Below are 13,753 nucleotides of genomic sequence, written 5' to 3'. Positions count from 1 at the left end.
TTGACCACACGTCAAGAGCGGTAAGCCGCCCGGGCGAACGCGATCAACGCCCGCGCGGCCGGGCTCAACGGCCCCTCCGTCCGCCACGCCAGCGCCAGCATCCCCCGCAGTCCTGGCCCGCGGAGCCCGACGACGGCCAGCTCCGCCTGGTGGTACCGGGCCAGCGACTCCGGCACGATCGCCACCCCGAGACCCCGCATCGCCAGCTGCACCAGGACGTTCGGGTCGGCCGCCTCGAACGCGATCCGCGGGGTCAGCCCCACCCGCGCGAAAGCCGCGTCCAACGCCGTGCGCAAGCCCGTCCCCTTCGGCAGGGCCATCAGCGGCAGGCCGTCGAGGTCGGGGATCTCGACCTCGTCCCGCCCGGCCAGCAGACCGGACGGAGCGGTGACAGCCAGGAACGGCTCCTCGAGCAGCACCTGCGTCGCGATGCCGGGCGGCGGGGCCGTCGAGATGCCGACGACGGCGAGGTCGAGCCGTCCTTCGCGCAGCGCGGCGAGCATGGTGTCGGAGTCGGCCTCCGAGAGCGTGATTTCGACCGCCGGGTACCGGTCGTGGAAGCCGGCCAGCAGGTCGGGCAGCCCGACCGGGCCCACCGAGGTCACCATGCCGATCGCCACCTGCCCGCGGACCAGCCCGGCCAGCTCGTCGACGGCCTCGCGCACGCCCTGCACCGCCGCGAGCGCGGCCCGGGCGTGGGGCAGGGCCGCGGCGCCGACGTCGGTGAGCCGGACCGTCCGGCCGGAGCGGTCCAGCAGTTCCTGCCCGAGTTCCCGCTCCAGGCGTTTGACCTGCGCACTCACCCCGGGCTGGGCCACGTGCAGCCGCTCGGCCGCGCGCGTGAAGTTGCCTTCCTCCGCGACGGCGACGAAGTAGGCGAGTTGATGCAGTTCCATAAGCACTGATTCTAGTCAGCAGACAAACCAGATCTTGGACTTCTGATCGAGACCGGCCGAAGCTGGAGGCAGCGAACGAAAGGACCCGAGATGAACCTCCTCCACCCCGGTCAAGCCGGTTACCCCGAAGAGATCGCCGGATTCCAGACGGCGGTGCCCACCTCACCCGCGGCCGTCGTCGCCGCCGAAAGCGCCGCGGACGTCGCCGCCGCCGTGCGGTACGCGGCCGAGCACCGGCTGCCCGTCGCCGTCCAGGCGACCGGGCACGGCCTGACGGCGGGGACCGACGGCGTCTTGATCAGCACCCGGCGGATGACCGGCGTGGCGATCGACGCCGCCGCCCGCACCGCCCGCGTCGAAGCCGGTGTCCGGTGGGAGGCGGTGATCGAAGCCGCCGGCCGGCACGGCCTGGCGCCGCTCAGCGGCTCGTCCCCGGACGTCGGCGTCGTCGGCTACACGCTCAGCGGCGGCTTCGGGCTGCTGGCCCGCCGGTACGGCCGCGCCGCCGACCACGTCCGCGCCCTCGACGTCGTGACCGCCGACGGCGAGCTCCGGCGTGCCGAGCCCGGCTCGGACCTGTTCTGGGCCCTGCGCGGCGGCCGCGCCGGCTTCGGCGTCGTCACGGCGATGGAGTTCGACCTCCTGCCGGTCAGTGACCTCTACGGCGGCAGCCTCACCTTCGACAGCGCCGACGTGCCGGCCGTGCTGCGGGCGTGGCGGACGTGGTCGGCGGCCGCGCCGGACACGCTGACGACGTCGCTGGCCGTGATCCAGTACCCCGACCTGCCGATGGTGCCCGAGCCCGTGCGCGGCCGGCACATCGCCCAGGTCCGGATCGCCTACCTCGGCGAGGACGGCGACAACCTCGTCGCACCGCTGCGCGCGGTCGCCCCCGCGCTGGCGGACACGCTGCGGCCGATGCCGTTCACCGAGTCGGGCTCGATCGCGGCCGAGCCGCGGCAGCCGCACGGCTACCACGGCACCAACGCGACCGTCTCCCAGCTGAACGACGCCATGCTCGACGCGATCGTCGAGCACGCCGGCCCGGGCGCGGCCGCACCGCCGGTGCTCATCATCGACCGGCTGGGCGGCGCGCTCGCCCGGACGCCGGAGACGCCGGGCGTGGGCTGGGACCGCTCGGCCGAGTTCGTCGTCCGGGCGCTGTCGATGGTCGGCGACGACGGTGTCGCGGCCATCCGGAGCGCGCACGCGAAGCTGTTCGACGCGCTGACGCCGTGGACGACCGGCCGGCTGCTGCCGTTCATCTACGGCGAGCACGCGCCGGAGGAGCTCGCGGAGAGCGTTTTTCCGCCCGCCGACCTGCGGCGGCTCCGGGAGCTGCGGTCCCGGTACGACGCCGGGAACGTCTTCAAGGCTTGGTGATACGCGAACCGGCCGGGGAAAAGGAGCGCAAATCGTAGCCATATACTCGGCCGGCCACCGCATCGATAGGGGACGTCTTGCGCACCATGAGCCACGAGGACTACCTCGGCATGCGGCGGTTCCCGGGGCTCGACGGCCTGCGCGCGCTCGCCGCGACGATGGTCATCTTCTTCCACTTCGGCGGCCCGAACTGGACGTGGCTTTCGGGCTGGGTCGGCGTCTACCTCTTCTTCGTGCTGTCCGGGTTCCTGATCACGACGCTGCTGCTGCGCGAGCAGGACCGCACCGGCCGGATCTCGCTGTCGAACTTCTACATCCGGCGCGTGTTCCGGATCCTGCCGCCGTATCTGGTGATCCTCGGCGGGATCGTCGCGTTCGTCGTCCTGCGCGGCGAGTTCTATTCACGCGACTTCCCGCAGGCGCTGAAGTACTACCTGACGTTCCTCAACGAGTTCCTGCCGGCGGCCACCCACGGCGCGGACAACTTCTTCAGCGGCTCGTGGACGCTCGGGATCGAGGAGAAGTTCTACCTCGTCTGGCCGTTCCTGCTGGTCGCGATCGGGATCGGCGCGGCGAAGCGCAAGTTCCTGCTCGTCGGCGCGGCGATGGTCGCGCTGCTGGCGCTGGTCCCGCTGACCACCGGCGGCTGGGTCCTCGAGTACTCGCAGACGGCGATCTACCGCTCGACGATCCACTACTTCATCCTGGCGGGCGGCTGCCTGCTGGCGATCCTGCTGCACTACCGCCGCGGGTACGCGCTGCTGAAGCCGCTGACGCACCCGCTGGCGGCGATCCCGATCGTCGTGGCGTTCGCGCTGCTGCACACGAACTTCGACGACCTCTGGCACGAGACCCGCAACAACCTGTGGCTGCTGGTCGCGTACGCGGCGCTGACGATGCTGCTGCTGATCGTGCTGGTGAGCCCGGGCCCCCTGCGGTGGCTGCTCAGCACGGCCCCGATGCGGTTCGTGGGCGAGCGGTCGTACTCGCTGTACCTGCTGCAGGGGCCGGTGCACTTCGTCGTCGTGCAGGCGGTGCCCGGGCTCGCCGAGCACCGGACGGTCTCGGGGCTGACGGTGTTCCTGGTCGGCCTGGCGATCGCCGACCTGATCCACCGCTGGGTCGAGAAGCCGTTGATCGACGTCGGCAAGCAGCTCATCACCCGCAAGGAAGCCCGGCGCGCGGAACGGCGGGAAGCGGAACGTCCCGCCGAGACGCGCGCCGAGCCAGCGCCGGTGGCTTCCTAGCGCTCCAGCACCACGATCGGGATGATGCGCTCGGTCTTCGTCTCGTACTCCGCGAAGCCCTCGGCGTGCGCCACCATGCCCGCGTACAGGCGGTCGCGCTCGGCGCGGTCGGCGATCACCGTGGCCGTGGCCTCGAACTTCTCGGTGCCGACCTCGACCGTGACCTTCGGGTTGGCGACCAGGTTGTGGTACCAGGCCGGGTTCTTCGGCGCGCCACCCATCGACGCGGCGATCACGTAGCGGTCGCCGTCCGTGGTGTAGACGAGCGGGGACAGGCGCTCCGCCCCGCTCTTCGCTCCGGTGGTGGTGAGCAGGAGCACGTTCTTGCCCTCGAAGTAGTTGCCGACCTTGCCCTCGTTGGCCCGGAATTCCTCGACGACCTGCTTGTTGAAGTCGTTCATGTCGGCTGGCGCGGTCATGCGATCCCCTTGTTTCTGGCCGGTAGGCTCGGGCGGGCGCGAGGTACGCTCGAGCTAAGTGTTTGCTTTGCAAACAAAGCTACCGACGGGAGGTGAGTGGTGTCAACGGAGGGCGGACCGAGTGTCGAGGACGGCGTGCGGCAGCTCCTGCTGCTCATGCCACGACTGGTCGGCCGGGCGAAGCGCACCCCGGTGCCGGCGGAGCTGGACGGCTGCGCGCTCGCGCCGAGGCACCTCTCGCTGCTGTCGTACCTGCTCTTCGACGGCCCGATGACGGTCACCGAGCTGGCCACCCGCCTCCAGGTGGCGCCGACGACGGCGAGCCTGATGGTCGGCGACCTCAGCCGCCAGGGCGTGCTGAACCGCGACGAGGACCCCGCCGATCGCCGCCGCACGATCGTCAGCATCACCCCGGACAAGCGCCCGGCGGTCGACGCCTGGCTGGCCCGCGGCGCGAAGGCCTGGAGCGACGCCCTGACGCCGTTGACGCCCGCCGAGCGGCAGCTGGTGATCGCGACGCTGGAAGCCTACGAACGCGGCACCTGCGAAGGTCCCGCCTGCTAGCGGTTATTCGTCGCCGCGCTTTTCGCGGGCCAGCTTGCGCTGGGCTTCCGCGCGTTCCCGGCACTTGCGGAGGAATTCCTCGTCGTCCTCCGGGCTCGTCGCCGCGAACCGGCCCGGCCGGTCGTACTCCGGGAACGCCGGCGCGTGCCGCTCGTACCGGCCGCGCGCCCGCGCCACGTGCTCCGGACGGCCCGCGACCAGCCAGATGATCGAGCCGACCAGCGGCACCACCAGCACGAGCAGCAACCACAGTCCCTTGGGCAGGTTGCGGCAGGACGATTCGTCCGTCGTGATCACGTCGACCAAGCAGAAGATCCACAACCCGAACGTGACGATGCCGAGCAGGCCGTCGAAGTACAGCAATTCCCCGCCTTCCCCCAAGGATGAACGCGGTAAGTCTTAGCAGAACGCCTTGACTGGTCAGCCGCGGGTCACCCAGAGCACCGACGGCATCCGGAGATTCGGCGACGAAACCCAGCTCGTTTCCCCTTCTGTCAGGCGAAAGCCGCGCAACGCCTCGAGAACGCCGGCCGAGAGCGCGAGGGCGTGCCGCGACCCCGGGCACGCGCGCGGCCCGGCCCCGAACGGCGTCCCGGCGAGGGACACCGTGACGTCCGCGCCGCCGATCCGGCGGCGCGTGGCGAGCACCGGCTGCTCGGCGGGTTTTCCGGTCAGGGACGCGAAAAGCCCGTTGCCGATGAGGCCGGCCGTGGCGTCGCAGGCCTGGACGAGCAGGCCGATCCGGGCCGCCGCGAGTTCGGCCGGCCCACCGCAGGCCGCGACCAGCCGCGTCAACGCCGCTTCGGCGGCCTCGCCCGGCTCCACGTGCGGGTGGTACGCCGCCGCGACTCCGGCGACGTCGGCCGAGACGTCCGGCAGGCCCAGCGCCTCGGCGAGCACCCCGACCGGCACCGGCCGCGCGATCTGGGCCATCACGTCGACGACGTCCAGGCCGGAGACGATCCCCTGCGTGCGGAGAAAAGCCTTCTCCCGCAAGGAATCCGCGTCGACCGAGGCCAGCGCGTCCACGGCCAGCGCGCGCCGCCGGACGTGATCGGCACCGTTGCTGAAGCGGGCCACGGACGCGCGCAACCAGGCGACGCTCCCCGGCGGAACGTCGAGGGGCACGGGCGGAACCGGAGCGGAAAGCGAAGTCATGCGGCGAAGTTAGCCGCGGAAAGCGTCGGCGACGGCCGAAGTCTGTGTCATCCGGGGCTCCGCCCCGGGCCGGGGGCTCCGCCACCCGGAACCCCCGAAAGAAGTCAGAGCACCGACGACACCGGGAACCAGGTGGCCTGCGGCCCCCCGCAGCGCGTCGGGCGTGGGACGTCGTGCTGGAACCACCACGCCTCGGTGATCCGGCCATCCGGCAGCCGGTACGTCGGCGGCCCGGCCACCCGGCCGAGCCCGGCGGCCTGCAGCGACCGCGCGCTGGCGACGTTGCCGACTTCCGCGCCGGCCCGCACCCGCGCCAGGCCGAGGTGCTCGTGCGCCAGCGTCAGCCCGGCCGCGAAGAGCACCCGTCCGTGGCCGCGGCCGCGGTAGCCCGGGGCGAGGTAGCCGCCGGTCTCCGGGCCGCCGTCCTCGCCGGTGTGCACGCTCACCAGGCCGATGCAGCGGTTGGCCTCGACGTCGATCATCACCAGGTCGACGGACTGCGGATCGGGTGACGTCCAGTCCGGGCCGGTGCCGGGCACGACCCGCAGCGCGTCCGCGCGCAGCGGTTCGGCGACGATCGAGTCGCGCTGCCAGCCGAGCCACCGCTGCGCGCCCGGATCACTGCCCCCGGCCACGGCGGCGGCGTACTCCCACGCGGTCGGGGTGCGGAAGAGGAAGCGCCCGCTGCGCAGCACGTGGCCCTGCCGGTCGCAGGTCCGCTTGGACATCAGGCGGCCGCGGCGGGTGAGCCGGTCGAAGATCCCCTTGGTGGCTGGCAGCATCGCGGCGAAATCGTAGCGGAGCGATCCGGGTGGGAGTTGCTATCGTGGCGCGATGACGGCCGTACCCGAGGCAACCGAACTGGACGGCTCCGGCCGGTCCGCCCAGCCTCGCCAGCTCATCGTGACGGTGTACGGCCTCTATTCGCGCACCGAAGGCGGGTGGCTCTCGGTCGCCTCGCTGATCGACCTGCTCGCCGCCGTCGGCGTCGACGAGCCCGCGGTGCGCTCGTCGATCTCCCGGCTGAAGCGCCGCGGCATCCTCGAAGCGGTCCGGCGCGACGCGACGGCGGGGTACGAACTGTCCGACGAAGCCCGGGAGATCCTGCGCGAGGGCGACGAGCGGATCTTCCGCCGCGGGCGCGCGACCGCGGCCGACGGCTGGCTGCTCGCGGTGTTTTCGGTGCCCGAGACCGAGCGCCACAAGCGCCACCTCCTGCGCACCCAGCTCGCCCGGATGGGCTTCGGCACCGCGGCCTCCGGCGTCTGGATCGCCCCGGCCCACCTCCACGCGGCGACCGAGGAAGCGCTCACCCGGCTCGGCCTGGCCGGGTACGCCGACCTGTTCCGCGCCGAGCACCTGGCCTTCGGTGACGTCGCGGCGAAGGTCCGTGACTGGTGGGACCTCGACCGCCTGGACGAGCTGTACACGACATTCCTCGACGAGCACGGCCCGGCGCTGCGCCGCTGGCAGCGCCGCACCCCCGCGGCGAGCGAAGAGGCATTCGGCGACTACGTCCGCGTCCTGACCGGCTGGCGGCGGATGCCCTACCTCGACCCTGGCCTGCCCGCGGAGTTCCTGCCCGCCGGGTGGTCCGGGATCCGGGCGGCCGAGCTGTTCTTCGAGCTGCACGCGAAGCTGGAGACGCCGGCCCGGGCGTTCGTGGCGAAGGCGATCAACTTCGGGTGAAACGGCCTCGATCGGCGGCCATCGGCAATTTGGATCCTCGACCGCATAGCGGCGGCTGCCCCGCGTTCTCGGGGTCGCGGCGATGCTCACCCTGCAGCACGTGATCAACCGCCTTTGCGCGACGGTCCAGGACCGCGAAATCCACCTCAAGAGCCGCGCCGACGCGGCGAGGACATTGGATTCGATCATGGCCGGTATGGCGGGCACCTGACCCGCGTTCCCCGCCCTCCGGATCCGGCGAAGGCGATCAACTCCGGCTGAGCACCGCGAACCCCTGCACCTCGATCAGCGCTTCCTCGTCCCACAGCCGGGACACGCCGATGCCCGCCATCGCCGGGTACTCCGTGCCCGCGAGCCGCCGCCAGACCGCGCCGATCTCGCGCGCGTGGGCCCGGTAATCCACCATGTCGACGATGTAGATCGTCACGCTGCAGAGGTCGGCCGGGGAGCCGCCGGCCGCGCGCAGCGACGCCAGGAGGTTGGCGAGCGCGCGCTCGAACTGCGCGACGACGCCGTCGCCGACGATCTTGTTCGACGCGTCCAGTGCGGTCTGGCCGGCCAGGAAGACGACGCGCCCCTCGGCCACCACCGCGTGCGAGAACCCGGACGGCTTGCCCAGCTCCGGCGGGTTGATGCGTTCCATGCGGGACACCGTACGCCATCTTTCGCGTTATTGACGGTCGTAGTCGTCACGACATACCCTGGACGGCGTGCGAATCGCGGTCATCGGTGGCGGCCCGGCGGGTCTGTACTTCGCCGCGCTCGCGAAACAGCTCGGTCCCGGCCACGAAATCACCGTCTGGGAGCGCAACGCGCCGGACGACACCTTCGGCTTCGGCGTCGTCTTCTCCGACGAGACGCTCGGCGGCATCGAGCACGCCGATGCGGCGGTGCACGAGGCGATGACGGCCGAATTCGCCCGCTGGGACGACATCGACGTGCACTACCGCGGCACGGTCACCACCTCGGGCGGCCACGGCTTCGCCGCGATGAGCCGCAAGCGCCTGCTCGGCATCCTCCAGAGCCGCTGCGGAGAACTCGGCGTCGGGCTGCACTTCCGGGAGGAGGCACCGGCCGACCTTTCGGGCTACGACCTGGTCATCGCCGCCGACGGCGTCAACTCGGCGATGCGCGCCCGGTACGCCGAGTCCTTCCGGCCGAGCGTCGAGACGCGTCGGTGCCGGTACATCTGGCTGGGCACGGACCTGGTGTTCGACGCCTTCAAGTTCTACGTCCTCGAGACGCTGGCCGGGATCATGCAGATCCACGGCTACCCGTACGGCCGCGACGGCAGCACGTTCATCCTCGAGGTCTCCGACGACGTCTGGCAGCGGACGTTCGGGCCGATCGCGGCGACGTCGCTGAAGCCCGGCGAGAGCGACGAGAAGTCGATCGCGCTGATCCGCGAGCTGTGCGCCGACGTCCTCGACGGCCACCAGGTGATGGCGAACAACTCGAAGTGGGTCTCGTTCGGCACGGTCCGCTGCGAGACCTGGGTGCACGAGAACGTCGTCCTCCTCGGCGACGCCGCGCACACCGCGCACTTCTCGATCGGCTCCGGCACGAAGCTGGCCATGGAGGACGCACTCGCGCTGGCCGCGTGCCTGCACGAAAACGACGGCGTCGCGGAAGCGCTCAAGGCGTACGAGCTGGAACGGCGGCCGGTCGTCACCTCGACGCAGCGTGCCGCGCAGGCCAGCCTGGAGTGGTTCGAGAACATCGCGCAGTACGCCCACCAGGAACCGCCGCAGTTCGCGTTCAACATCCTCACCCGCAGCCGCCGCGTCACCTACGACAACCTCCGCCTGCGCGACCCCGAGTTCGCGGCCGAGCTCGACCACTGGTTCGCGCGCTCGCTCGGGACGACGTCGCGGCCGCCGATGTTCCAGCCGTTCTCTTTGGGTGGTCTGGAACTGCCGAACCGGATCATCGTGTCCCCGATGGACATGTATTCGGCGGAAGACGGCGTGCCGGGCGACTTCCACCTGGTGCACCTGGGCAGCAAGGCCCTCGGCGGGGCCGGGCTGGTGATGACCGAGATGGTCTGCGTCTCCCCCGAAGGCCGGATCACGCCCGGCTGCGGCGGGCTGTACACGCCGGAACAGGAAGCGGCGTGGAAGCGGATCGTCGACTTCGTACACGAGCAGACACCGGCCCGGATCGGCGTCCAATTGGGACACTCGGGGCGCAAGGGCTCGACGAAGCTCATGTGGGACGGCATCGACGAGCCGCTCCCGGCCGGCAACTGGGAAGTCTGCGCCCCTTCGCCATTGCCGTACTCCGAACGCAACCAAGTCCCGCGTGAACTGTCCACAACGGACCTTGCCGAGATCCGGTCGCAGTTCGTCGCCTGCGCGGAAGCCGCCGCCCGCGCCGGGTTCGACGTCCTGGAACTGCACTGCGCGCACGGCTACCTGCTGTCGTCGTTCCTGTCGCCGCTGACCAACCAGCGCACGGATGCCTACGGCGGCTCGTTGGAAAGCCGGCTGCGCTTCCCGCTGGAAGTCTTCGACGCGGTCCGCGCCGCGTGGCCCGCGGAGCGGCCGATGACCGTCCGGATCTCGGCGACCGACTGGTGCGAGGGTGGCATCGACGCCGACGACGCCGTCGAGATCGCGCGCGCGTTCGCCGCTCACGGCGCCGCGGGCATCGACGTCTCGACCGGGCAGGTCGTCAGCGAGGAACGCCCGCAGTACGGGCGCAGCTACCAGACCCCCTACGCCGACCGGATCCGCAACGAAATCGGCGAGGAGTACGGGATCGCGGTGATCGCCGTCGGAGCCATTTCGTCCTACGACGACGTCAATTCGCTGATCCTGGCCGGCCGCGCGGACCTCTGCGCACTGGGCCGGACGCACCTCTACGATCCACAATGGACGTTGCACGCGGCGGCCGACCAGGGTTATCCGATGCCGTGGCCGAAGCCGTTCGCCGCGGGCAGCCGAAAGCCGCAGACGGGCCGCTCCGACGGGCCGGAGCCGCGGCTCGACCTCGTCCGGTCCGGTCTGGCCGGCACCGCCCACGCCCGCTGGCGACCGGGAGCGTCCTCATGACCTTCGCCCTGAACCCCTCCCAGCAGGCGTTCGCCGCCGAAGTGCGGCAGCTGGCCGAGGAGCAGCTGCGGCCGATCGCCGAGTCCGGTGTGGAGGGTGCGGTCAACCGGCCGCTGCTCAAGGCCATGGGCGCGCTCGGCCTGCTCGCGCGGCTCTTCCCCGGCGTCGCGTCGGGCACGCCGTCGAGGCAGGCGGCCGCGACGGACCTGTGCATCCTGCGCGAAAACCTCGCCACGGTCAGCACGGAAGCCGAGACCGCGCTGGCGTTGCAAGGACTGGGAAGCTACCCGATCCTGCAGTCCGGAAAGGACGAACAGGTCGCGAAGTGGCTGCCCGCGGTGGCGGCCGGCGACGCGGTGGCGGCGTTCGCGCTGACCGAGCCGGACGCGGGCTCGGACGCGGCGGCGCTGTCCCTGGCGGCGGAGGCCGACGGCGACGGCTGGCGCCTCACGGGCGAGAAGATGTGGATCTCCAACGCACCGGAGGCCGACTTCTACGCGGTGTTCGCCCGCACGACACCGGACTCGGGCTCGCGCGGGGTGAGCGCGTTCGTCGTCCCCGCCGACCGCCCGGGCCTGGGCGGCGAGCACCTGGACCTGGTCAGCCCGCACCCGATCGGCACGGTGACGTTCGACGGCGTCGAGGTCCGGCGCGACGAACTGCTCGGCGAGGAGAACCGCGGCTTCGCCGTCGCGATGCGGACGCTGGACCTGTTCCGCCCGAGCGTCGGCGCGTTCGCCGTCGGCATGGCCCAGGCGGCGCTGGACGCCACGGTGTCCCACACGAGCTCGCGCGAGGCCTTCGGCGGGCCGTTGATCAAGCAGCAGGCGGTGGCGCACGCCCTCGCCGAGATGGCCACCCGCACGGAAGCGGCCCGGCTGCTGGTCTACGCGGCGGCGGGGGCGTACGACGCGGTCGAGCCGAACCTCGGCGGCCGCGCGGCGATGGCGAAGCTGTTCGCCACCGAGGCGGCGCAGTTCGTCGTCGACTCGGCGGTCCAGCTCCACGGCGCCCGCGCGTTGCGGCGCGGGCACCTGCTGGAGCACCTGTACCGGGAGGTACGGGCGCCCCGCATCTACGAAGGCGCGTCGGAGATCCAGCGGACGATCATCGCGCGCTGGCTGGCTTCTTCGGCTTCCGGTCGAGCCACCACTGGCTGAGCAGCAGCAACGACAGGATGCTCAGCACGGCGGAGAGTGTCCCCGCGGTCAGGATCAGCTCGTTCTTGTCATCGACCCGCGGCATGACGAGCAGGAACGCGATCGGCGAGAGGGCACGGCTCGTCAAGGTGCTCATGGTCATCGCGAAGCTGCGGATCATCCACTTCCGGTGGTCGGCGTACCGGCGCTGCCGGATCGCCCGCCACCCGGCGATCGTGAAGCCGAGCCACAGCAGCGCGGCGACGACGTCGAGCGTCCCGACAACCGGGCCGAACGGGCTCACGGCACCGATCGTCGCGGCCACCACCGCGGCCGGCAGCGCACCACCGAAGACGTAGACGCGCCCGATCCGCCGGTGCGCGATCGGGTGTTTTCGGCGCAGCCACGGCCAAATCTGCAGGATGACGCCGAAGATGGCGATGGTCCCGAAGGTGATGTGCGCGAGGAGCAGCCAGTAGTGCGCGGCGAACCCGGGCGGCGCGGGAACGCGTGACCGCGCGGGATCGAGGGTGAGGTAGGGCGGCACCGAGTAGGCGAGGAAAACGGCGACGACCAGGGCGAGCGGCGCCACCCAGGGTCGTCGCCACCACCGCGGTGCCACCTCGGCCGGTAAGGGTCTGTTCTCCGTTCGGACGGTCATGGCTCCCCCAGTCGCCGGTCGGGATTTCGCCCGGCCGACGCTAGGGAACTACCCGGAGCCGAGCCATGGGGTACACCACCGCCACCCTGGTGGGGCCGGCCCTACCGCCGAAAGCTCAGCTGCCGCGCACCCGCCGGACGGTGTCGCGGTAGAAGTAGCCGCTCTGCTTGATCGTTCGCGCTTGCGTCTCGTAGTCCACCCGGATGAGCCCGAACCGCTTGGCGTACCCGTACGCCCACTCGAAGTTGTCCAAAAGGGACCATGCGAAGTAGCCCCGGACGTCGGCACCCGCGTTCCGGGCCGCCGCCACCGCGGCGATGTGCGACGCCAGGTACGCCGTGCGGGAGTCGTCGTGGACGAAGCCCGTCGAGTCCGGGTCGTCGTCGAAGGCCGAGCCGTTCTCCGTGATGTACATCGGGAGACCCGGGTAGTCGCGGCCCAGGCGCGTCAGCAGCTCCGTGAACTTGCCCGGCAGGATCTCCCAGCCCATCGCCGTCGTCGGCTCGCCGAACGGGATCGCCCGGGACGCCGGGACGCCGTCCGCGTCCACCGTGGCGCCCTGCTCGTCCACGCCCGAGAACTGCTGGCCGAAGTAGTAGTTCACGCCCAGGAAGTCCAGCGGCGTCGAAATCACGTCGAGGTCGCCGTCCTGGATCGGCAGCTTCACGCCGCGCGAAGCCAGGTCGTCCACCACGTCCTCCGGGTAGCGGCCGTGGACCAGCGGGTCCAGGTAGATCCGGACGCCGAGGCCGTCCGCCTGGCGGGCCGCGCGGACGTCCTCCGGGGAGTCCGTCGCCGGGTCGGCCGTGCACATGTTGAGCGTGATGCCGAACTGCGTGTCCGCCGGTGCCGCCTCACGCATGCGCTGCACCGCCAGCCCGTGGCCGAGCAGGAGGTGGTGCACCGCGTGCATCCCGGCCGCGTAGTCACGCCGGCCCGGCGCCATCACGCCGTGCACGTACCCGTGCATCGCCGAGCACCACGGCTCGTTCAGCGTCGTCCAATGCCGGACCCGGTCCTTCAACCGGTCGAACACCAGCATCGCGTAGTCCGCGAACCGGTACGCCGTGTCACGCGCCGGCCAGCCGCCCGCGTCCTCCAGCTCCTGCGGGAGGTCCCAGTGGTACAGCGTCAGCCACGGCGTGATCCCGCGGCTCAGCGTCTCGTCGACGAGCCGGTCGTAGAACCCGATGCCCGCTTCGTTGACGCCGCCGCGGCCGCGGGGCTGGACCCGGGTCCACGCCACGGAAAACCGGTACGTGTCCGCGCCCAGTTCGCCGACCAGCTCGATGTCCGAGGGCATCCGGTGGTAGTGGTCGCACGCCACGTCACCGTTGTCATTGTTGTCGATCGCCCACGGCACCTGGCAGAAGGTGTCCCAAATGGACGGTGTGCGCCCGTCTTCGGCGACCGCCCCTTCGATCTGGTACGCGGCGGTGGCCACGCCCCAGCGGAAGTCCGGTGGCAGCGTGTCGATCAGCGCCTGCTGTTCGGCGGTCGCGGCGGTGGTCTCGGTCAAGGCAGCACTCCTCCAGTGGTACCGG

General features: G+C 71.3%; 15 protein-coding genes. 7 read left to right on the top strand and 8 right to left on the bottom strand.

The window, feature by feature from the left end:
• Window positions 1-11: 11 nt before the first annotated feature.
• Window positions 12-896, bottom strand: a complete 885-nt coding sequence (locus tag AB0M30_RS21695; protein WP_364586108.1) for a LysR substrate-binding domain-containing protein — start codon at window positions 894-896, stop codon at window positions 12-14.
• 90 nt (window positions 897-986) lie between these two features.
• Here AB0M30_RS21695 and AB0M30_RS21690 point away from each other — a divergent pair, with 90 nt between their 5' ends.
• Together AB0M30_RS21690 and AB0M30_RS21685 are read left to right on the top strand one after the other, a co-directional pair.
• Complete coding sequence (locus AB0M30_RS21690; protein ID WP_364586105.1) at window positions 987-2,279, top strand: FAD-binding oxidoreductase; 1,293 nt, start codon at window positions 987-989, stop codon at window positions 2,277-2,279.
• A gap of 86 nt (window positions 2,280-2,365) precedes the next feature.
• A complete protein-coding gene (locus tag AB0M30_RS21685; RefSeq protein WP_364586563.1) occupies window positions 2,366-3,526 on the top strand; it encodes an acyltransferase in 1,161 nt (386 codons plus the stop codon).
• On the opposite strand, the gene AB0M30_RS21680 is transcribed toward AB0M30_RS21685, so the two are convergent.
• A complete protein-coding gene (locus tag AB0M30_RS21680; RefSeq protein ID WP_364586102.1) occupies window positions 3,523-3,945 on the bottom strand; it encodes a nitroreductase family deazaflavin-dependent oxidoreductase in 423 nt (140 codons plus the stop codon). The genes AB0M30_RS21685 and AB0M30_RS21680 overlap by 4 nt on opposite strands.
• A gap of 99 nt (window positions 3,946-4,044) precedes the next feature.
• Between AB0M30_RS21680 and AB0M30_RS21675 the strand changes: the two genes are divergently transcribed.
• Entirely contained in the window at window positions 4,045-4,509 is a 465-nt protein-coding gene (locus AB0M30_RS21675) for a MarR family winged helix-turn-helix transcriptional regulator (RefSeq protein ID WP_364586099.1), read from the top strand.
• Window positions 4,510-4,512: 3 nt separating this feature from the next.
• Here the strand turns inward: AB0M30_RS21675 and AB0M30_RS21670 are convergent, their stop codons facing one another.
• From AB0M30_RS21670 to AB0M30_RS21660, 3 genes are all read right to left on the bottom strand, one after another.
• The gene (locus AB0M30_RS21670; protein ID WP_103336778.1) at window positions 4,513-4,872 is read right to left on the bottom strand and encodes a PLDc N-terminal domain-containing protein; all 360 of its coding nucleotides are present in this window, start codon (window positions 4,870-4,872) and stop codon (window positions 4,513-4,515) included.
• A gap of 57 nt (window positions 4,873-4,929) precedes the next feature.
• Entirely contained in the window at window positions 4,930-5,589 is a 660-nt protein-coding gene (locus AB0M30_RS21665) for a hypothetical protein (protein WP_364586561.1), read from the bottom strand.
• Between the two features lie 182 nt (window positions 5,590-5,771).
• Entirely contained in the window at window positions 5,772-6,449 is a 678-nt protein-coding gene (locus AB0M30_RS21660) for a GNAT family protein (RefSeq protein WP_364586096.1), read from the bottom strand.
• Between the two features lie 52 nt (window positions 6,450-6,501).
• On the opposite strand from AB0M30_RS21660, the gene AB0M30_RS21655 reads away from it, so the two are divergent.
• Window positions 6,502-7,356 carry a PaaX family transcriptional regulator C-terminal domain-containing protein gene (locus AB0M30_RS21655; protein ID WP_103336776.1) on the top strand — a complete coding sequence of 285 codons (855 nt, stop codon included), beginning with the start codon at window positions 6,502-6,504 and terminating at the stop codon, window positions 7,354-7,356.
• Between the two features lie 82 nt (window positions 7,357-7,438).
• On the top strand, window positions 7,439-7,567 hold the full coding sequence (locus tag AB0M30_RS21650) for a hypothetical protein (protein ID WP_364586093.1): 129 nt from the start codon (window positions 7,439-7,441) through the stop codon (window positions 7,565-7,567).
• A gap of 36 nt (window positions 7,568-7,603) precedes the next feature.
• On the opposite strand, the gene AB0M30_RS21645 is transcribed toward AB0M30_RS21650, so the two are convergent.
• Complete coding sequence (locus AB0M30_RS21645; protein ID WP_364586090.1) at window positions 7,604-7,999, bottom strand: RidA family protein; 396 nt, start codon at window positions 7,997-7,999, stop codon at window positions 7,604-7,606.
• A 67-nt stretch (window positions 8,000-8,066) separates the two neighbouring features.
• On the opposite strand from AB0M30_RS21645, the gene AB0M30_RS21640 reads away from it, so the two are divergent.
• The gene (locus AB0M30_RS21640; protein WP_364586087.1) at window positions 8,067-10,409 is read left to right on the top strand and encodes a bifunctional salicylyl-CoA 5-hydroxylase/oxidoreductase; all 2,343 of its coding nucleotides are present in this window, start codon (window positions 8,067-8,069) and stop codon (window positions 10,407-10,409) included.
• Complete coding sequence (locus AB0M30_RS21635) at window positions 10,406-11,569, top strand: acyl-CoA dehydrogenase family protein (protein WP_364586085.1); 1,164 nt, start codon at window positions 10,406-10,408, stop codon at window positions 11,567-11,569. The genes AB0M30_RS21640 and AB0M30_RS21635 overlap by 4 nt, the downstream gene beginning before the upstream one ends.
• Here AB0M30_RS21635 and AB0M30_RS21630 read toward each other — a convergent pair.
• Together AB0M30_RS21630 and AB0M30_RS21625 are read right to left on the bottom strand one after the other, a co-directional pair.
• Window positions 11,517-12,140 (bottom strand): DUF2306 domain-containing protein, encoded by a 624-nt coding sequence (locus AB0M30_RS21630; RefSeq protein ID WP_364586083.1) that lies wholly within the window; start codon window positions 12,138-12,140, stop codon window positions 11,517-11,519. The two genes, AB0M30_RS21635 and AB0M30_RS21630, sit on opposite strands and share 53 nt — an antisense overlap.
• A 184-nt stretch (window positions 12,141-12,324) precedes the next feature.
• The gene (locus AB0M30_RS21625; protein ID WP_364586081.1) at window positions 12,325-13,728 is read right to left on the bottom strand and encodes a GH1 family beta-glucosidase; all 1,404 of its coding nucleotides are present in this window, start codon (window positions 13,726-13,728) and stop codon (window positions 12,325-12,327) included.
• Window positions 13,729-13,753 lie beyond the last annotated feature (25 nt).

It is taken from the genome of Amycolatopsis sp. NPDC051716, assembly GCF_040681595.1.
In the GTDB taxonomy this organism is placed as follows: Bacteria; Actinomycetota; Actinomycetes; order Mycobacteriales; family Pseudonocardiaceae; genus Amycolatopsis.
This window is presented reverse-complemented; position numbering and strand designations above follow the sequence as displayed.

Excerpts from the sequence above, each read along its gene's own strand:
- AB0M30_RS21695 (WP_364586108.1), bottom strand. The coding sequence starts at position 896 with ATGGAACTGCATCAACTCGCCTACTTCGTCGCCGTCGCGGAGGAAGGC.
- AB0M30_RS21690 (WP_364586105.1), top strand. The coding sequence starts at position 987 with ATGAACCTCCTCCACCCCGGTCAAGCCGGTTACCCCGAAGAGATCGCC.
- AB0M30_RS21685 (WP_364586563.1), top strand. The coding sequence starts at position 2,366 with ATGAGCCACGAGGACTACCTCGGCATGCGGCGGTTCCCGGGGCTCGAC.
- AB0M30_RS21680 (WP_364586102.1), bottom strand. The coding sequence starts at position 3,945 with ATGACCGCGCCAGCCGACATGAACGACTTCAACAAGCAGGTCGTCGAG.
- AB0M30_RS21660 (WP_364586096.1), bottom strand. The coding sequence starts at position 6,449 with ATGCTGCCAGCCACCAAGGGGATCTTCGACCGGCTCACCCGCCGCGGC.
- AB0M30_RS21655 (WP_103336776.1), top strand. The coding sequence starts at position 6,502 with ATGACGGCCGTACCCGAGGCAACCGAACTGGACGGCTCCGGCCGGTCC.
- AB0M30_RS21650 (WP_364586093.1), top strand. The coding sequence starts at position 7,439 with ATGCTCACCCTGCAGCACGTGATCAACCGCCTTTGCGCGACGGTCCAG.
- AB0M30_RS21645 (WP_364586090.1), bottom strand. The coding sequence starts at position 7,999 with ATGGAACGCATCAACCCGCCGGAGCTGGGCAAGCCGTCCGGGTTCTCG.
- AB0M30_RS21635 (WP_364586085.1), top strand. The coding sequence starts at position 10,406 with ATGACCTTCGCCCTGAACCCCTCCCAGCAGGCGTTCGCCGCCGAAGTG.